Genomic DNA, 18,506 nt, shown 5'->3' with positions numbered 1-18,506 from the left:
ATTCATTCCTTTTTCTTAAAGAAAAGCCAGCTATTCTTAGCCTTCCCGAAGTTCGTCTTTACCAGGACGAACTTGCCTTTCATTTTTTCACCTGAGAGACTGAAAACGATCTCTTTTTCTTTGACGATCTCGGGTTCAAAGCTACCATGATCCCATATCTCGACCTTGCCAGCACCATAGTTGCCTTCAGGTATCGTGCCTTCAAAATCAGCATATTCAATTGCATGATCATCGGTCTGTATTGCAAGTCGCTTGATCCCTTCTACAGTTGGAGGTTCCTTGGGTATTGCCCAGCTTTTGAGAACTCCCTCCATCTCAAGACGCAGGTCGTAGTGAAGATTGCGTGCATGGTGTTTCTGTATTACAAATATAGGAACGTCCTTATCAGCCATTAATAATAAAATGGGACCTTGAACTATAAGAGTTTCAGTCTGGAGTATAGTATAAGCAGCTTAATTGTAAGAAAAATATAAGAGCATGTTTTGAAAGGATATTTCCGTTCCAAAACATGTCCCATCAAATTGGAAGTTTTTTTGTTTGACTAACTTCATTACTTAGCTGAAATCCCCGAGACCTTCAAGATCAAGGGTTGCAAAGTGATCTTCAATTGTTTCTGCTCTTCTTATCTGGACAAAACTGCCGTTTTCCCTTAACAGAAGTTCAGCCGAGCGGAGCTTTCCATTGTAATTGAATCCCATTGCATGACCGTGGGCACCGGTGTCGTGAATTGCAAGCAAGTCACCACGTGTGATCTCAGGGAGCATCCTGTCGATGGCAAACTTATCATTGTTCTCGCAAAGGGAACCTGTGACATCATACTTGTGTGTTTCAGGCTGATCTTCCTTTCCAAGAACGGTTATGTGGTGATATGCACCATAGAGACCGGGCCTCATGAGGTTTGCCATACAGGCATCTGTTCCCACGTAATCCTTGTAGATGTTCTTAAGATGCCTTACTTCGGTCACAAGATAGCCGTACGGACCTGTGATGGTTCGACCACACTCAAGGTAGATCTTCAGCGGGTCAAGTCCGTTAGCCTTGATCTTTGCATCATATTCCTCTTTGACACCCTTTGCAATGACATCGTATGGAACAGCTTCCTGATCCGGCATGTAAGGGATACCAATACCGCCACCAAGGTTCACGAAGTCGAAGCGGATGTCAAGCTCCTTTGAGATCTCAACAATTGTTTCGAAAAGCAACCTTGCGGTCTCTATGAAGTAAGATGGATCCAGTTCATTGGATGCCACCATTGTGTGCAGTCCAAAACGTTTGACACCTTTCTCTTTGAGCATCCTGTAGCCTTCGAAGAGCTGTTCCTTTGTGAAACCGTATTTAGCCTCTTCCGGGTTTCCAATGATAGCATTGCCTTTCTTTAGGGTACCGGGGTTGAACCTGAAACATACAAGTTCAGGAAGTCCTGCTGTCTCTTCAAGGAACTCGATGTGGCTGATGTCATCGAGATTAATGATCGCACCAAGCTCTTTTGCTTTGACGAACTCTTCCGCAGGAGTGTCATTTGAACTGAACATTATGTCCTCACCAACAATACCGGACATCTCAGAAAGAAGCAATTCAGGCAATGAACTGCAATCTGCACCAAAGCCTTCGCTCTCCAGTATCTTCAGGATATACGGATTTGGTAATGCTTTGACAGCAAAGAATTCCTTGAATCCCTCGAGAATACTGAAAGCATCCTTGAGCTTTCTTGCATTCTCCCTTATAGCTTTCTCATCATAGACATGAAAAGGAGTTGGGTAGTGCTCTTTTATTTCCAGGATCTGTTCTTTTGTGAACGGAAGTGCCTTTGAGACCATTTTTTAAATTCTCCTGATAGGGTTCTGCTGTACTCTAGTAACTTCAAAGTTAATACTATTTGCGACGTTCCAGATGTATCGGCAAACCATTTGAACATTTTCCCTTCAAATAGCGAGAAGGTAAACCATTTTTAAAAAGTACATGAAGAGTCCGTTGGAGACAATAAAGGACCAAAATCAAAACCACAACTCTGACATGTCTTAGGTCCAAACGAGTTCATGTCTTCGATTTTCTCAAGATTCTCAATAGAGATCTCAGTTCACCGAATCTAAGAAATACCTATTATTCTGATTCCTTACTGTCGTTCAATGACTGTCGAACAGCGTTCGACTCGGACGGGACGGAAGAGAGACGGCAAAGCGTGAAAGGTGGGGCAACCTTACCAGAGTTCAATGTCAGCAGTACACTAATATTTGGTCTATTATATAATAATCCTAAAAGCAATTTAAAGATTCCAATATCCAGCTTATTTCCATTAATTCTCGGAAATCGATGCTTAACTCTGTCGTTACTCCAGTGATCTTGCTTTCTCGACAAAGGCCATGACAGTTAGTACAAAAGTGGCATGTGCCCAGGTGAGAGGACTCACACTTAAAGGACTCCCATCAAACGGATTCAGCTGCTCTGCCAGCATACCGGTCTCTGTGGCTCTATCTGTGACCCACAGTATTATCTCCCTTGCTTTTTGCAGGTCACTGATGCTCTTTGCCATCTGTATATACCATTGTGCTACCCATAAGGTACATATGAACCAAGGATTACCTGGAATGATCTCCGGATCGTATTGCGCAACTTCTTGATATTTATCCTTATAGAAGCGAGCGATACCCCCTACCTCAGTCTTCACCGATAGTATGCTTTCTATACTTTTCATAGTGCTAACCACCCTGGCATCGTCGGGGGGGAGCACCCTGAACTGGGATACGGCGTAGAGGTTGGCATCGACGGTCTCATCCCTAGGGTTGATGCTTCGCAGGAACCTCCCCAGTTCCTTATCATACAGGTGATTCTCGATCCCCCGTTTTATTTCCATGGCAGCCTTGTTGTAGCTCTCTGCGAGGTTATTGTCTCCATACATTGCTGCAAACTTGGCAGCACATATGAGCCCCGCATACACTGTTGAACATGTATAGCTGTGAACCGCTCTTTTCTCCTCCCACAGATTATAACTGGGTTTGGGGAGTCCAGTAGAAGGATCCCTGTACTTGGTCATGAACTCGGCAGCCGGTATTATCATTGAGTGATAAACCGGATCGATGTTCTCGATCGATCTTGTAATTTTATAATGATTCCACAAAGCCACGATAATAAGTGCTGTGCTATCTTCCTGTATCGGAAGTTGGATCTGTCCATCAGGTGTTACCCAAGGCATCCAACCACTTGCAAGGGTACCTGTAGGATTGTATTTTTGCAGGAAATATCCGTGATCATGGAGAAGTCCCTGGGAGTATTTAAAGAATTTTTGCACAATCCCTGAGAAACGTGTTATGTCCAGTGCCATGGCGACAAATGCACTGTCCCGCGGCCACATGTAACTGTATGAATCCATGTTGAACCTTTCAAGAATATCACTGTCATTGGCAGCTATGATCGCGCCATCGTTATCGATCTGTGACCTTATAATAAGCAGACTGTGTTTGAATAGGTCTACCACTTTTGGTGGAAGATCAAAAAAATCGTACTTTTCCTTGTTCACCCATGAATAATAGTACTGTCCTGCTTCACCTATCATCTTTTCAGGTGTTCTGTTAAGGACAAGTTCGTTGAGTCGCTTGACTTCAAAGAAGGTCTCACCTGCTGCAATCCAGTAATATATCGTTTTTGTTTCCCCCGCTGCCAGATGCCGGGAGAAACTGATGAAACTGTTCACCGCCCCAATTTGAATGGGGTTCATGTTAAGCTCTCCGGACTTAATAACACCAGATTCATCCGTCCCTTTTGGACCTACTTCATACTGGTCAAAGTTTGGTGAGCCACTAATAAGGAAGTAGCGCGAGTCCTGATAATGTATTATGGACTGCAATGCAGGGTCAAAGATAGCCGTATCACCATTCGGGTTCTCGTAAAGGGCAATATCATGGCTGAAAAGTAGCTTCAGGTCCACATCTATGGTGTCGGTATTGGTTATTGCTATCTTTCGAATGAATACATTCTCAAAAGGGTGTACACATTCGTTGAGCCTCAACTCAACTTCAAGACGATCATTGCGATAGTAGGTATCAGTTACCAACCGATCTTTCTGGTAACCAAGTTTGTGGCTCCAATCATCCCCGATCAGAGAGACCATACCAAGATTTTTTCCTTCCACTTTCACCCCTACCCTGCAATGTCGTCCATTCACATGGTTCTCATTTCCTATATGGGGGAAGTACATGTCCCGGATGCTTGCATTCATATCAAGATTCACCAGCAGTGATCCGTTTCCAACAACGAGTGGTTTAGGCATTTGAGCATCACCTTTAACATAAATTCACACGTATAAATGTACATCATGAGCTAAAGTAGTTTCCTGCTTTATGGGAAACGAGAAATGACGCCATTAAATTATCGGGGTTCTAATTTTAAGGGTCAAGATATCCAATTAGCTGTGATATTATAACAGAATGAAGTGTGGGGGTATAAGTATGGGTTTTAGTCTAAAAAAGCCCGACTTTGGTGCGAACATAGGTATCCTTTCTTATGAGTATCCGCCAAATTTTTTTGGTGGAGTGGGTATCCATGTAGATGAGCTAACCAAAAGTCTTGCAATCGGAAATGATCAGGTACATGTGTTTACATCCAATGTACAGGGATTGAACGAACAGTTGATCAGAAATTTATGGGTACATGGACCACTAGGACTTCATTATCAGGCATCTAATGATTTCAGTGCGGTATATAAAAAGATACTGACCAACATCAATGTGGCTGCGATGGTGAAGAAACAGTTTTTAAATGGCAGTCTGGATCTGTTGCACTCGCATGGTGGTTTGATCCAGTTAGCTGCTGCATTGTCAAAGCAGAGCACCCGGCTGCCACTGGTGATGACAGCTCACAGTATAGATATCAACAGAACGAAGCCAGACGGGCTGAGTGTTATGATGGAGAAAAATGTGGTGGGTATGGTGGACAGGTTCATTGCAGTATCAAAGTCCATACAAGAAGAACTTGAGCAAACATTTGAAATCGAACATGATAGGATCACGATCATTCCAAACGGTGTGGATACTGAGACATTCAAACACCAGAATGCGGACGACATCCTCAGAAAATACAAACTTGATAACCGATTCGTTGTGCTGTTTGTTGGAAGGGCTGATCCGCAAAAGGGTGTGAGGTATCTGGTTGATGCCGTGCGAAAGCTCCGGAGACACATTCCTGAGATAATGCTGGTCATGGTTGGCCAGCCGGATATATATCATGACAGGCATATCCTCTGCCTTCCGCATGTGGGGAAGCATGAACTCATTAAATTATACTCTCTCTCCGACGTGTTCGTGCTGCCCAGCATCTACGAGCCTTTCGGCATTGTGCTCTTGGAGGCCATGGCATGTGAGACCGCGTGCATTGGGGCACGGGTCGGAGGGATACCATATATCATTGACCACAACAGGACCGGGCTTCTGGTGGAGCCGGAAAGCGGTGCAAGTATCGCAGAAGCGATCGATAGATTATATCATGATCCGGAAAGGAGGTGCCTGATGGGAAAATGGGGGCGTGAGAGGGTTATATCATTATTTGACTGGCAAGATATAGCAAAGAAGACTGGAGAGGTATACCGGCAGGCACTTAATTAAAACCAGAGTCTGCTCTTGATGTACTCAATGTTAACCTATCATGGATTCGATCCGCACATGTGCCTCTAGATTCACTCTTTCTATGTTGCATACGAAACCCAGATAAATCTCTCCCACTCGCACCTAATGTCGAACCAGATATGATTGCCACACAAGCATCTCGGAGCAGAAATGTACAAAAAGGATAGAAGAGCCATCACAACAAACAACCATCATCGAATTGTAGAGAAAGTGAAACTGCACAATAAACTCAAGACAATTACAGCAGTTCACTAATATCAGTTTAAACTCATATAAACGACATCATACGATCCATTTATATGTGGTAAAATTCCCTTCGCATGGATTTCCAATCGCAAAAGAAAGCCTCTCCAATTCGATATTTCTATGCTTTGGTTTCATTTCTTCTTAAAAACGTGTGGTGACACTTCAAAGAAAACATTTTATAATTGATAAAAGAGGTCCTCATACTATCAAAAGTGACTTGTTCAAATTTGATATATTCATCCATTTTGTTGCGGAATGGGTGAGACAGAAGCTAAAACCGATGTTAACAGTTGAATGTTGTAGATAAAGGAGGATTATTATATAAGGGGTTGAATATTGGTGAACTACTGTCCTTGGGAGCCCTCCTTCCTGTCAGAACTAGTGTTGTCTCCTCCGGGATATCCTCCAACAGTTTGAGGATGTCTTCAGTCTTCAGAATTCCGAAGTGGGCCGCAAGGTTCATCTTGTCCAGTATCAAGAGCCTAGGTTCCCTCTTGATGGCTTTCTTTGTGAATTCCAAGGCCTCTGCCGCCAGCTTATAGTCCTCAGGATCAGGATTCTTGAAGTTTATGAACTCCTTCATCCCGAACTGGTGAATCTCATACTCTGGTGACAATCTATCCTTTATCTTGCACTCCCCTATGTATTTTCTACCTTTCATGAACTGGATAATGATGACCTTGTACCCGTGGCCCACCGTCCTAAGAGCCAATCCAAAGGCGCTTGTGGTCTTCTCCTCACCTTCCCCTGTGTAAAGATATACCATGCCTTTACCCACTTAAACACCTCAGAGGGGACACTCCCCGGTAATACAATCTCCAGAGAATTCTGAATCCGCCACAATTCCCTCCTCCTTATCTTTTCTTAAACCACCTATCACTAAAACCTGCTTGGTCTTGCTCCCGTAGCGGTAGACCGTGATTCCCTTGCACTTCAGCTGATATGCCATCATATAGATTTTTCTGACGTCTTCTAGGGTGGCGTTGGCTGGCAGATTAACTGTTTTGGCAACAGCATTGTCCACATACTTCTGGAAAGCCGCCTGCATCCTGACATGCCATTCCGGGGCAATGTCCAAAGATGTGACAAATACACGCTTAATATCCTCGGGTATCTTCGGGATGTTCTTAATAGACCCTGTTTTGGATATCTCTATCAGGAGGTCGGTGCTGTAGAATCCCCTCTCCTTTGCGATTTTCTCGAACACCGGGTTTACTTCCAGCAACTGCGTCCCCATGATATTTCTTACAAAGGATAGGGCAAAGATGGGTTCTATACCGGAACTCGTATTGGCAATTATGCTTATGGTCCCAGTGGGAGCTACGGTATTTACAGTGGCATTTCTCATGGCCTTGTAATCATTCTCCCACATGCTACTCTTGAAGTTCGGAAAGGATCCCCTCTTCGCACCAAGTTCCACTGATTTCTTCACCGATTCGTCCCTGATGAACTTCATAATTTTTTCGGCGGTGTTTATGGCTTCCTCCGAATCGTAGGGTATTGCAAGTATGGCGAACATCTCAGCAAACCCCATCACACCCAGGCCAATCTTACGGTTATTTTTTGCGATCCTGTCAATCTCTTTCAAGGGATACCTATTGGCATCAATCACGTTGTCCAGAAAATGCACACACAACCTCGTGGTCTCCCTTAGCTTCTCCCAGTCAATCTCACCGTCCCTTACCATCTTGGACAGATTGATAGACCCGAGGTTGCAGGATTCGTATGGAAGGAGGGGTACCTCACCGCATGGATTGGTGCTTTCAATGATACCAACATGAGGGGTGGGATGTTTTCGATTAATCTCATCCAAAAAGACCATCCCCGGATCCCCAGTACGCCAGGCCATGGTTACTATCAAGTCAAAAACATCCCTAGCCCTCAGCTTTCCTGTGGATTTTCCCGTCCTAGGGTTTATGAGATTATATTCCCCGTCCTCTTCAACCGCTTTCATGAATTCGTCTGTAATGCCCACGGAGATATTGAAGTTGTCCAAGAAACCCTCCTTTTCCTTAGAGATTATGAATTCGATTATGTCCGGATGGTCAACCCTCAGGATTCCCATGTTAGCCCCCCTCCTCTTCCCACCCTGCTTTATCACTTCAGTAGCCTAGTCAAAGATTCTCATAAAGGACACCGGCCCCGAGGCCACGCCCTTGGTAGACCTTACTATGTCCCCCCGGGGCCTTAATCTCGAAAAAGAAAAGCCCGTTCCACCCCCCGACTGGTGTATTAGGCTCATGTTAGTCAAAGCCCCAAAGATGCTCTTCAAGGAATCCTCCACAGGCAACACGAAACACGCACTCAACTGCCCCAGGTCCGTACCAGCGTTCATCAGGGTTGGAGTGTTGGGCAGGAACTCCAGACCTGCCATCATCCTGTAGAACTCCTCTTCTGTCTTTTTCACGTCCCCTCCGTATCTTTTATCAACTGAGGCTACAGCCTTGGCCATTCTCTTGAACATCCCGGCAGGGGTCTCTATGATGTTGGCTTCCTCGTCCTTCAGTAGATATCTTCTCTCCAGTACCCTAATGGCATTGACACTAAGCTTGAGCTCATCTTTTTCCACTCCCAAAAGCTTCTTTGCTTCCCTCACCTCTGTCCTTTTCTGGCGATACAGAATGTAGGCTTTGGCCACCTTGGCGTATCCATTCCTGATTAAAATCTCCTCAACTATATCCTGTACATCTTCTACACCAAGAACCCGGTCTTTGAACTTATCTTCAAGAACCTCCACCACCTGCCGGGATATTTTCCTGGCCAGGTCGCCGTTCTTTTCCCTCACCGCCAAAATGGCCTTCTGTATTGCTAAAGTAATCTTTGCAGAGTCAAAGGCTACGATTCTACCGTCCCTTTTTCTTATCTTTTCCATCTCGTATCCCAATTAGAATAGATAAATGTTCCAATTAAATATTTTCCCATTATATTGTTAGGAGACTTCAGCTCTGTAGAATTCCTCTATAAATGACAACCAAAATTCAATACAATGGTAGGTGGCAATCAAAAACTATAACAAAAACTACTTGAATAATACATTGGGGGTAAATAAGTGAAAATATGTGTAACAGCTACGGCTGGCAGTTTAGATGCTGTCGTTGACCCGCGTTTTGGAAGATGTCAGTATTTTGTCATCGTTGATTCTGAGACAATGGAATTCGAAGCTCTTAAGAATCCAAGTATTTCAGCACCAGGTGGTGCAGGAGTACAGGCGGCACAGGCTATAGTGAACAAAGGCATTGATATATTGATAACAGGAGAAATTGGTCCCAATGCATTACCAATCCTCTCTGCTGCTGGTATCAAAGTGGTAACAGGAGCCAGTGGTTCGGTTGCAAATGCAATCGAACAGTACAATAAAGGTGAATTGCAAGCAACCACTGGCCCAACTGAACCTGCCTATGCTGGTGGCAGAGGTGGAGGAATGGGGCGTGGCAGAGGCCGAGGAATGGGTAGTCGCAGATAAAAAAATACCAATGTCTACAAAATTTCAATTAATTAAATCTGTTATTTGATAAAAATAGTTACTCCTATAGTGGGACAAAATGGTTTAGAAGATTTCGTTGTTCAGCATTTTGGCAAAGCACCGTATTATATCATTATAGAGCTTGAAGGTGATAAAATAAAAAGCTGGGATGTCAGCGAGAGCCCTGCTGCTGGTTTGGATAGGAAAAGGGGTGTGAAGACTGCAGAGTTTCTGAAAAGTCGGGGTGTCAATGTCGTAATCGTGGGCGAAATTGGCGAGGGACCATTCCACACGCTTCGCGATAGTTTTGTGAAGATGCTCCAAATGCCGGAGGCAGTGGAAGATGTTGAAAAGGTTGTGGGGAAGATTTCAGAGTTGAGTACACTCACATCACCTACAGAGTAAATCAACCAAAAAAAATTGAGGGTTAAGTATATGAAAATTGCAATCGCAAGCGGGAAAGGTGGGACAGGGAAAACAACGGTAGCTGTTAATTTTGTCCTTTCAATTGAAAATGTGCAGCTGTTTGATTGTGATGTGGAGGAGCCTAACTGTCATTTATTTTTGGGATTTAATCTTGAGAAGGTTGAAGATATAAATATTTTAACACCTGTCGTGGACAAGACCAAATGTGATTTCTGCGGCAAGTGCTCTGAGTTTTGCCAGTTCAATGCAATCGCTGTACTGCCAGAAGATGTACTTGTATTCCCTGCACTCTGTCATGGATGTGGTGGATGTGCCATGGTCTGTCCAAAAGACGCAATCGTTTATGAGAACAGAAGCATAGGAGTAATTGAAAAATCCAAAGGTGGGAACATAGAGTTCTATCGCGGAGTGTTAAATATCGGAGAAGCGATGGCATCTCCTGTTATCAAAGCTTTGAAGAAACATGTCGATGAAAGCAAAACTGCAATATTCGATGCGCCGCCTGGCACAGCGTGTCCGGTTATTAGCTCTGTCCAAGGTGCGGATTACTGCATTCTTGTTACCGAATCAACGCCTTTTGGATTCCACGATCTGCTGCTTGCTATTGATGTTTTAAGGAAACTGGAAATTCCCTTTGGCATAATAATCAATCGCTGCGACATCGGTGATGATAGGGTGGAGAACTACTGCGATACGGAGGGAATTCCTGTTCTTATGAAGATACCACATGATCGAAAGATTGCGCGGTTGTATTCTGAAGGAATCCCTTTTGTTAACAGGATGCCAGAGTGGAAGGTAAAATTTGTACAGCTATTAGATAAGATACAGGCACAGATTTAACTCATAGAGGCAGGGATATGAAAGAGCTTACGGTAATAAGTGGAAAAGGTGGCACCGGCAAAACGACTATTGCAGCGGCATTAGTCTCGCTTGCAGAAAATGCTGTGATTGCTGACTGTGATGTGGATGCTGCAGACATGCATCTTATTTTGCAGCCTGAAATAATTGAGACCATCGATTTTAGCGGATTAAAAGTCGCGTCTATTGATGAAACACTCTGCATCAAATGCGGCATTTGCAAGGATGCCTGCAGGTTCGATGCAATAACCAATGATATCAGGATTGATATTTACGGATGCGAGGGTTGTGGTGTCTGTGCATATGTCTGTCCGGAAAGAGCAATCAGTATGATCGAGAGAAAAGCAGGAGATGCCTATAATTCCGAAACAAGATTCGGGCCAATGGCACATGCAAGGCTTGGTATTGCAGAGGAGGCAAGTGGCCTGTTGGTCGCAGTTGTTAGGGACAATGCCAGAAAGCTTGCAGAAAAATATGATAGAGATCTGATTATCATAGATGGCCCTCCAGGAACCGGGTGCTCTGTAATTGCTTCTATTGCTGGTGTCGATATGGTTCTGGTCGTTACTGAACCGAGTGTATCTGGCATTCATGATCTTGAACGAATACTGGATGTGGCAGATCATTTCAATATTCCGGCTGTGGTTTGTATAAATAAATACGATATAAACGAGAAGAACTCTCTTATTATCGAGGAGTATTGCAAAGACCGTGGAATTGAGGTTGTGGGTAAACTGCCTTATGACGATGCACCAACCAAAGCTATGATTCAAGAGATGACTGTTATAGAATATTCTGATGGTGAGTTTTCGAACAAGGTCAAAAATATCTGGGAAAATGTCAGGGAAAAGCTTACATGATATGTTCAAATGAGGAAATAAAGGACCGACTTATATCATACTTGGATTGTGTATTGGTCATGATGCCCTTTTTACTCAACACTCGGATGCACCTGTGACAACTATAGCGGCTAAAGATGGAATTGCTTGCACATAATCCATTGTTCGCACTATATCCCGATTATTATCTTAAAAACAGATCCAATAGGGAGTGGAAAAGCTGAAATTGACAATAGTTTATGATAACGAAGCAGAAGAGGGCCTCATCAGAGGTTGGGGATTTTCCTGCTATATCAAGACAGAAGAAGAGAATATCCTTTTCGATACTGGTGGAGATGGCAGAGCACTGCTTCATAATCTGAGAGTGCTCGACATCTCTTCACAGGAGATTACAAAAGTAATATTATCTCATGAGCATGGAGACCACACCGGGGGACTCTTTGCTTTGTTGAATACAAATCCAGAAATTGAGGTCTATGTACCTGTCTCGTTCTCGAAACGTCTGAAAAACGAAATAGCTTCACAAGCAAGGTTGATTGAGGTTTCTGAGGCACAGGAAATTTGCCGCAATATCTATACCACAGGTGAACTCGGCAGCGGTGTGAGGGAACAGTCCCTCATTGTGGATTCAGGCAGCGGTTTATACGTCATTACCGGATGTTCTCACCCGGGACTCACTGAAATCATGGGCACGGCATCAAAATTTGGTACAGTAGTGGGTATAATCGGAGGGTTGCATGGAAGCACGGAGTACGATCTGCTCAAAGGGTTGAACCTGATTGGGGCAGGTCACTGCACTGCTCATAAAAAAGAGATTGCCAGGAAGTTTCCAGATGCGTTTTTAGAGATTGGGGCAGGTCTTAGTCTGGAATTGTGAGAAACTAATAAGAATGACAAAAGAAGGTTCTGTAGAATTCCCATTTCAAATGAGAATCAAGACGTAATGGATTAATTTTTGTGTTATGATAGGCATGGTAACTTTTTGGAGATCGTTGTTTGGTGAATCTCTTTTATCATAATCCCTTTCTCATATTCCTTTTGTGGAATAAGCTTGCTATAAACAAGAAACTACAAGTAAAGACGATTAAAACTAGTAAATCAATTGTCAAGGGGAAAAACGATGTTCCATTTAAGCTTGCATGAAATATATCTACAAGATATGTAAGGGGAGAAATGTATGATAAAACCTTTCCGGATCCTGATAGCTCAGGTAGAGGAATGAAAATACCACTAATAAAAATTAATGGAAAACGCACCAAACTAGAAAACATCATTATGTGAGAAGGCGAATGAGTAGATGGAGATGCCAAAAGAACACCTAATGATGCAAAACACAGAGATCCTAAAATTATAGCAATCAATAATAATGTAATACTGGTAATCACAATATTCAGGAAAATAGCGCTGACTACTATAGCTATGGAGGTAATAATCAATCCAAAGATTGAGCCTGCAACAACATCTCCCAAAATTATAGTATTGATGGTTACTGGCTAAGATAATAACCTTTCATAAGTTCCTGCTTGCTTTTCCCATGGGGTGATCAGCGGCCCTACGGATGAAGCAGTAAAAAACAAAGCCATAGCAAGAAATCCAGGGAAGAAGATAGACATGTCGATTTTTCTCCCTATATAAAAAGCAAAGAATAGAAAAAGAGGTAACAATAAACCATATATTATTACTGGAGCTTTATTATAATATATTTTGATGTTTTTTTCAGTGGTGACTACGACACCTCGTATAAAAACAGAATAATTCATCTATCCACCTCAGTAAGTCTGACAAACACTTCTTCAAGACTCGGTCCATATGTCTTCATAGAGATTATTTTTAAGTCATTCTTTTGCGCCAAAGTTACAACATGTTTGATTGTTTTATCTAGATCATTTGTGTATAATCGCCATTTATCCCCATAAAGATCGATCTTAGATATGAAATCGGACACGAACAAATTTCTATTTATTTTTTGGTCAAAGGATATCTCTATGGATTGGGTCTTTTCAAAGGTACTTTTTAATATCTCAGGTTTATCTATGGCTACAATCTTTCCTTTATTGATGATACAGACCCTCTGACATAATTTATTTGCTTCTTCAATATTATGGGTTGTTAGAAAGATAGTGCTCCCTTTTCCATTCATATGTTTTATCGTTTCAATTACCAGTCTTCGACTTTGAACATCTAATCCTTCTGTAGGTTCATCCAAGATAAGTATATGTGGATCATGAATTATTGCACATGCGATGCTAACTCGTTGTTTCATCCCTTTTGAAAAGGTTCTAACAGGATCGTTTCTTCTCTCATAAAGTCCAAGAGTTGAAAGAAGTTCCTCAGACTTTTTCTCAAGTGTATTTTTTGACAAGCCATAGTACTTACCTGCCAGATACAGATTCTGTTTAGCCGTTAAATCCGCATAGACATTTCCAATTTCAGGTATCACACCCATCATCATCTTTGCCTTGATCGGATTCTTTACCAGATCAATCCCCTCAATAAACACATTGCCAAAATCTGGCATCAAGATTCCTGTAAGTAGCCGTATGGCAGTGGTTTTTCCAGCTCCGTTAGGTCCTAAAAAACCGAAAATTTCTCCTTTTTCAACATTAAAATTGACATTATCAACAGCAATGATATTTTCAAATGTCTTTTTAATATTTTTTACTTGGATTGCAAACATGTGCCTAAGCATCCTGGAATAATCAACTAATAGTAGAGATTATGAATGGATTTAGATGAAACATGTTATTTGGTATCGTTGCATTATATGATACTTTCCACAGACATTTGATCAAAAGTGGTCTTTTCTATTGCTATCGTTTTATTTGAATCGAAATTTAATAGAAAAAAGAGAGTCAATAGTAGGTTTTTATAGAGTTTAAAAAACAAAAATCATTATTTATATCGTTGGAACCGAATATTTTTGAAAATATATATGATATTCTAACGTAACAGAAACTTCTTATAATAAAGCCATCTACATTATATATGGGGCTGTAAAGGGAAACACGCGATTTCAAATTAATCTACAATATTTTACAGTCTTGTTGAATACCAAGGGGAGAACTAACAGGGGGCTACATTTCAAATACCAATATTTAGCCAACGGCTTGAAAAGCAAACGACAGCGTCTCTCTTTGGGTAGAATAAAGGGAGTGATAAAATATAGCATACGGATAGGGACGTGGATATAGATGGTGGTATCGGGCAACGGGTCTTCCAGAATGATGCGATTTAGGTATAGTCCATGGCACGGTTTTAATTCCCGGATGACAGTGGCAGAAGAGCGACGGATGTTAGAAGAGGTAAAAAACTTTAGAAGGTCAGATTGAAGAAATTAAATAATATCTAGAAAAACTTAAAACCGAAGAAAAATGATAATAAATATTTGATGCTAAGGTTTGTCAATTTAACCTGTACAAAGCATTTTAACAATATATTGGGGGAAAATCAGTGAAAATATGTGTAACAGCTACAGACAGGAGTTTAGACGCTTCTGTGGATCAATTCTTTGGGAGATGCCGATATTTTATTATTGTCGATTCTGAGACAATGGAATTCGAAGCGCTTGAAAACCCGAGTGCCTCGGCGCCAGGTGGTGCGGGGATTCAGGCGGCACAGGCTATAGTGAACAAAGGCATTGATGTATTGCTAACAGGAGACATTGGTCCCAATGCATTACCAATCCTCTCCAATGCTGGCATAAAAGTGGTAACAGGCACCAGTGGTTCGGTTAAAGACGCAATCGAACAGTATAAAAAAGGTGCACTGAAACCAACTACTGTTCCGACTACGCCTGCTTACTTTGGAATGGGTAGAGGTAGAGGGCGAGGAATGGGGCGTGGCAGAGGTTTTTGGTGCAGATGGTATCCACATCCAGTACCCTACCATATGCCAGTACCCTACCATATGCCTGAACCATACATTCCTTACGAAGTTCCTTATGAAGTTCCTTATACAGAGCCTTCTAGGGAAGAGGAAATTGCTCATATTAAAGAAATGCTCGAATCCTTGGAAGACGAGCTAAAAGATGTGAAGGAAAGGTTGAAAGAACTATCTGAAGAAGCTAAATAATAGATTGGTTTATCCAATCTATTTTTCGGTCAAAGATCGGAGGATGCTTAAGGGGATACATGATAGGTATACATATTGTAGTCTGTTGATTGGAGCTGCTAAAGAAAAGAACATCAGGTTATTTTGTCTGTCTTGATTCAATCATAAAAGTGCAGAGATATAGCAAAAGAGATTGGAAGTTATGTTGCACCGATAGAGCTTCTGACAGAAGATATAATGATCTAATTCAAGTTTCAAACAAATTTGTTCAACTTTGATATGAATATGAGTGATGAAGCTATCGTTCTTAAGGACATTTGGTTCCATTATAATGACATACCAATACTTGAAGAGGTAAATCTTGTTGTAAAAGAGCACGATTTTCTTGCTATCATAGGACCTAATGGAGGAGGGAAAAGTACTCTACTTAAGGTTATTTTAGGATTGATAAAGCCTAGCAGAGGGACTGTTTCAGTTTTCGGAGAAACTCCTCAAAAAGCAAGGAAGTTTATTGGATATGTTCCTCAATACAGCCTTATCGACCTGAATTTTCCGATAAGTGTTTTGGAAGTTGTGTTGATGGGTCGCTTAAGTCACATCGGATTGCTAAAAAGATATGGCGAGGACGACAAAGAAAAGGCTCTTGATGCTCTTAAGATAGTGGACATGTTCGATTATAAGGATCGGCAGATTGGGACTTTATCAGGTGGACAGCGGCAGAGGGTTTTCATAGCCAGGGCGCTGGCAGCTGACCCTAAATTACTTCTGCTGGATGAACCTGCAGCAGGTGTAGATATTATAAGGCAAGAAGAATTCTATGAATTGTTAGAAAAACTCAAAGAAAAAATGGCCATTATTATAGTATCACATGATATCAGTGCCGTTTCTGTCCATGTTGATAAGATTGCCTGTTTAAACCGTAAGTTGTATTACCACAACTCAAAAGAATTACTTCCAGAGGATTTGAAAGCTGCTTATCAATACCCGATAGAGTTGATTGCTCACGGCATTCCACACAGGGTTTTGAAAAAGCATTGAAGGGTTTTTGCATGATGGAGCTATTACAGTACGAATTTGTAAGAAATGCCACCATTGCTGGGATACTTACCAATATCACCTGCTGCATCATCGGAGTTTATGCAATGGTTCAAAAGATAATTTTTATCGGTGGCAGGGCATGGTTCTCGTATTGTTTAATGTAGTCTCAGGCCATGATTTTTGTCATGTCTGCAGTGCCTACACAATTTTCGTTGGTAAAAGGTATTGGCAGCCGAGCACACAACATAATTGCATTATAAGGTGAAACAACATGGAAACTGTAACTGCTGCTTTTATCCTTACAACATTTGCAGGACTTTCAACAGGTATAGGAAGTCTGATAGCCTTCTTTATTCCAAAACCAAAAATGACGTACTTATCTATCCTACTTGGATTTGCAGCAGGTGCCATGTTATATATCTCATTTGTAGAACTTTTATCAACTTCCATAGAAAATGTGGGGTTTCTCGTGGCAAATACCGCCTTTTTCCTTGGAATGGTTGTGATCTATTTCTTGGATCGTACAATTCAGCATGTTCATTTAGATACTTTACCTGACAGCCATGTCCATTTAGATACTTTACCTGACAGCCGTCAGAAGAGACTCCAAAAAGCAGGTATATTTACAGCAATCGGGATTGCTATGCACAATTTTCCAGAAGGTATGGCAGTAATGGCAACATCCTTGAGTTCTCCATACCTTGGCATGTCACTAGCTGTTGCCATAGCAATCCATAATATCCCAGAAGGGATCACAGTTTCAGTGCCTATCTATTACGCCACCCAAGATCGGAAAAAAGCTTTTGCTTACTCTTTCATATCTGGACTATTTGAGCCTGTTGGGGCAGCTTTTGGCTATTTATTGATCTTTCAATTCTTAACTGCAACCCTACTGGGCATAATTCTTGCCTTTGTTGGTGGAATTATGGTTTTCATATGTTTTGATGAACTATTACCCATTGCCATAAAATATGGGGATGAGCATTTGATGCTTTCGGGTTTACTTTCAGGGATGGCAGTAATGGCTCTAAGCCTCCATCTATTAGGTTGATGTTATTAACAAACTTATTTATTTAAGAAAATAAGATTGAGATTAAAGGGGGAATTGGAATGGCAGAGGGAATTCCAGAGAATAAGAAAAGGCATAATACATCATCAAAAGAAGAAGTTAAGATACATATAAAATCATCTGCTAAGTTTATCGCTGTCGCCAGTGGGAAAGGAGGAGTTGGAAAATCCACGGTAGCGGTAAATATAGCTGCAGCCATTGCCAGAAAGGGTTTTAAGGTGGGTATTTTCGATGCTGATGTCTATGGGTTCACCATCCCAAAAATGCTGGGCATCACCGGACAGCCTAAAGCAATTGCTGAGGATCAGATCCTGCCCCTTGAAAAACATGGAATAAAAGTAATGTCAATGGGGTTTTTCGTCAAGGAAAATCAGCCGGTTATCTGGCGGGGTCCGATGATTCATAAAGCAATCAAACAGATTTTGACCCAAACTTTGTGGGGAGACCTTGACTATGTGATAATCGACCTACCTCCAGGCACGGGAGATGTTGCGATCACTTCGGGAATGCTCCTTCCCAATATGAGCATAATTATCGTCACAACACCTCAGGATGTTTCCTCAAAAGTTGCATGCAGAGCCCTGAGGATGGCAAAAAAGACAAACCTCAAAATACTGGGTGTTATTGAAAACATGTCCTATTTTATTTGCCGAAAATGTGGCGAAAAAGCGTATATCTTTGGTCAGGGAGGGGGCGAAGATTTAGCTAGGGAGGAAAGGGTTCCGTTTCTGGGAGAGATTCCGCTGGAGCAGAGCATTCGAGAAGGGAGCGATAGCGGTAAACCGCTGGCTTTTGAGGAGAGCGATTCACCTGCAAAGAAGACTTTTGAGAGAATAGTTAGTAAAATTCTAAAGATGTAAAAAAGGAAAAAAGAAAATTAATAATCATCTAACACCAATGAA

The 18,506-nt window shown here is 41.9% G+C and carries 17 protein-coding genes and 2 pseudogenes; 12 read left to right on the top strand and 7 right to left on the bottom strand.

The window, feature by feature from the left end; all coding sequences use genetic code 11:
• Positions 1-2: 2 nt before the first annotated feature.
• The 3 genes from E7X56_RS05730 to E7X56_RS05720 form a co-directional block, all read right to left on the bottom strand.
• Positions 3-392 carry a DNA polymerase ligase N-terminal domain-containing protein gene (locus E7X56_RS05730; protein WP_135605690.1) on the bottom strand — a complete coding sequence of 130 codons (390 nt, stop codon included), beginning with the start codon at positions 390-392 and terminating at the stop codon, positions 3-5.
• 162 nt (positions 393-554) lie between these two features.
• Complete coding sequence (locus tag E7X56_RS05725; RefSeq protein WP_135605688.1) at positions 555-1,817, bottom strand: diaminopimelate decarboxylase; 1,263 nt, start codon at positions 1,815-1,817, stop codon at positions 555-557.
• Between the two features lie 509 nt (positions 1,818-2,326).
• A complete protein-coding gene (locus E7X56_RS05720) occupies positions 2,327-4,264 on the bottom strand; it encodes a glycoside hydrolase family 15 protein (protein WP_091688595.1) in 1,938 nt (645 codons plus the stop codon).
• A 178-nt stretch (positions 4,265-4,442) separates the two neighbouring features.
• Between E7X56_RS05720 and E7X56_RS05715 the strand changes: the two genes are divergently transcribed.
• On the top strand, positions 4,443-5,594 hold the full coding sequence (locus tag E7X56_RS05715) for a glycosyltransferase family 4 protein (protein WP_167879273.1): 1,152 nt from the start codon (positions 4,443-4,445) through the stop codon (positions 5,592-5,594).
• A 362-nt stretch (positions 5,595-5,956) separates the two neighbouring features.
• A pseudogene (locus tag E7X56_RS12325) lies at positions 5,957-6,168 on the top strand (ISH3 family transposase); the annotation flags it as partial.
• Here the strand turns inward: E7X56_RS12325 and E7X56_RS05710 are convergent.
• Complete coding sequence (locus E7X56_RS05710) at positions 6,145-6,639, bottom strand: cob(I)yrinic acid a,c-diamide adenosyltransferase (RefSeq protein ID WP_135605685.1); 495 nt, start codon at positions 6,637-6,639, stop codon at positions 6,145-6,147. The pseudogene E7X56_RS12325 and the gene E7X56_RS05710 overlap by 24 nt on opposite strands.
• A gap of 9 nt (positions 6,640-6,648) precedes the next feature.
• Positions 6,649-8,733 (bottom strand): annotated as a pseudogene (locus E7X56_RS05705) (vitamin B12-dependent ribonucleotide reductase).
• A gap of 177 nt (positions 8,734-8,910) precedes the next feature.
• On the opposite strand from E7X56_RS05705, the gene E7X56_RS05700 reads away from it, so the two are divergent.
• From E7X56_RS05700 to E7X56_RS05675, 6 genes are read left to right on the top strand one after another with little or no spacing between them, the layout of a single operon-like run.
• The gene (locus E7X56_RS05700; protein ID WP_135605683.1) at positions 8,911-9,324 is read left to right on the top strand and encodes a NifB/NifX family molybdenum-iron cluster-binding protein; all 414 of its coding nucleotides are present in this window, start codon (positions 8,911-8,913) and stop codon (positions 9,322-9,324) included.
• A gap of 45 nt (positions 9,325-9,369) precedes the next feature.
• Positions 9,370-9,729, top strand: a complete 360-nt coding sequence (locus E7X56_RS05695; RefSeq protein ID WP_244603420.1) for a NifB/NifX family molybdenum-iron cluster-binding protein — start codon at positions 9,370-9,372, stop codon at positions 9,727-9,729.
• Positions 9,730-9,759: 30 nt separating this feature from the next.
• The gene (locus E7X56_RS05690; RefSeq protein WP_135605679.1) at positions 9,760-10,590 is read left to right on the top strand and encodes an ATP-binding protein; all 831 of its coding nucleotides are present in this window, start codon (positions 9,760-9,762) and stop codon (positions 10,588-10,590) included.
• A 17-nt stretch (positions 10,591-10,607) separates the two neighbouring features.
• Positions 10,608-11,468: an ATP-binding protein gene (locus tag E7X56_RS05685; protein WP_091688606.1), complete on the top strand. Its 861-nt coding sequence runs from the start codon at positions 10,608-10,610 to the stop codon at positions 11,466-11,468.
• A 34-nt stretch (positions 11,469-11,502) separates the two neighbouring features.
• Positions 11,503-11,604 (top strand): DUF1847 domain-containing protein, encoded by a 102-nt coding sequence (locus E7X56_RS12320; RefSeq protein WP_371413356.1) that lies wholly within the window; start codon positions 11,503-11,505, stop codon positions 11,602-11,604.
• A 54-nt stretch (positions 11,605-11,658) separates the two neighbouring features.
• A complete protein-coding gene (locus tag E7X56_RS05675) occupies positions 11,659-12,324 on the top strand; it encodes an MBL fold metallo-hydrolase (RefSeq protein ID WP_371413351.1) in 666 nt (221 codons plus the stop codon).
• A 136-nt stretch (positions 12,325-12,460) separates the two neighbouring features.
• Here the strand turns inward: E7X56_RS05675 and E7X56_RS12315 are convergent, their stop codons facing one another.
• Both E7X56_RS12315 and E7X56_RS05665 read right to left on the bottom strand, forming a co-directional pair.
• On the bottom strand, positions 12,461-12,916 hold the full coding sequence (locus E7X56_RS12315) for an ABC transporter permease (RefSeq protein ID WP_210409163.1): 456 nt from the start codon (positions 12,914-12,916) through the stop codon (positions 12,461-12,463).
• Between the two features lie 287 nt (positions 12,917-13,203).
• Positions 13,204-14,136, bottom strand: a complete 933-nt coding sequence (locus E7X56_RS05665) for an ATP-binding cassette domain-containing protein (protein WP_244603419.1) — start codon at positions 14,134-14,136, stop codon at positions 13,204-13,206.
• 761 nt (positions 14,137-14,897) lie between these two features.
• Here E7X56_RS05665 and E7X56_RS05660 point away from each other — a divergent pair.
• The 4 genes from E7X56_RS05660 to E7X56_RS05640 all read left to right on the top strand — a co-directional run bounded on the left by E7X56_RS05660 (position 14,898) and on the right by E7X56_RS05640 (position 18,464).
• Entirely contained in the window at positions 14,898-15,518 is a 621-nt protein-coding gene (locus tag E7X56_RS05660; protein ID WP_135605677.1) for a NifB/NifX family molybdenum-iron cluster-binding protein, read from the top strand.
• A gap of 258 nt (positions 15,519-15,776) precedes the next feature.
• Positions 15,777-16,535: a metal ABC transporter ATP-binding protein gene (locus tag E7X56_RS05655; protein ID WP_135605773.1), complete on the top strand. Its 759-nt coding sequence runs from the start codon at positions 15,777-15,779 to the stop codon at positions 16,533-16,535.
• A gap of 271 nt (positions 16,536-16,806) precedes the next feature.
• The gene (zupT, locus tag E7X56_RS05645; RefSeq protein ID WP_135605673.1) at positions 16,807-17,586 is read left to right on the top strand and encodes a zinc transporter ZupT; all 780 of its coding nucleotides are present in this window, start codon (positions 16,807-16,809) and stop codon (positions 17,584-17,586) included.
• 59 nt (positions 17,587-17,645) lie between these two features.
• Positions 17,646-18,464, top strand: coding sequence for an Mrp/NBP35 family ATP-binding protein (locus E7X56_RS05640; RefSeq protein ID WP_135605671.1), 819 nt, complete (start codon positions 17,646-17,648; stop codon positions 18,462-18,464).
• Positions 18,465-18,506 lie beyond the last annotated feature (42 nt).

This window comes from Methanococcoides sp. NM1 (assembly GCF_900774285.1).
Taxonomy (GTDB): Archaea; Halobacteriota; Methanosarcinia; order Methanosarcinales; family Methanosarcinaceae; genus Methanococcoides; species Methanococcoides vulcani.
This window is presented reverse-complemented; position numbering and strand designations above follow the sequence as displayed.

Excerpts from the sequence above, each read along its gene's own strand:
- E7X56_RS05730 (WP_135605690.1), bottom strand. The coding sequence starts at position 392 with ATGGCTGATAAGGACGTTCCTATATTTGTAATACAGAAACACCATGCA.
- E7X56_RS05725 (WP_135605688.1), bottom strand. The coding sequence starts at position 1,817 with ATGGTCTCAAAGGCACTTCCGTTCACAAAAGAACAGATCCTGGAAATA.
- E7X56_RS05720 (WP_091688595.1), bottom strand. The coding sequence starts at position 4,264 with ATGCCTAAACCACTCGTTGTTGGAAACGGATCACTGCTGGTGAATCTT.
- E7X56_RS05715 (WP_167879273.1), top strand. The coding sequence starts at position 4,443 with ATGGGTTTTAGTCTAAAAAAGCCCGACTTTGGTGCGAACATAGGTATC.
- E7X56_RS05690 (WP_135605679.1), top strand. The coding sequence starts at position 9,760 with ATGAAAATTGCAATCGCAAGCGGGAAAGGTGGGACAGGGAAAACAACG.
- E7X56_RS05685 (WP_091688606.1), top strand. The coding sequence starts at position 10,608 with ATGAAAGAGCTTACGGTAATAAGTGGAAAAGGTGGCACCGGCAAAACG.
- E7X56_RS05665 (WP_244603419.1), bottom strand. The coding sequence starts at position 14,136 with ATGCTTAGGCACATGTTTGCAATCCAAGTAAAAAATATTAAAAAGACA.
- E7X56_RS05655 (WP_135605773.1), top strand. The coding sequence starts at position 15,777 with ATGAATATGAGTGATGAAGCTATCGTTCTTAAGGACATTTGGTTCCAT.
- zupT (WP_135605673.1), top strand. The coding sequence starts at position 16,807 with ATGGAAACTGTAACTGCTGCTTTTATCCTTACAACATTTGCAGGACTT.
- E7X56_RS05640 (WP_135605671.1), top strand. The coding sequence starts at position 17,646 with ATGGCAGAGGGAATTCCAGAGAATAAGAAAAGGCATAATACATCATCA.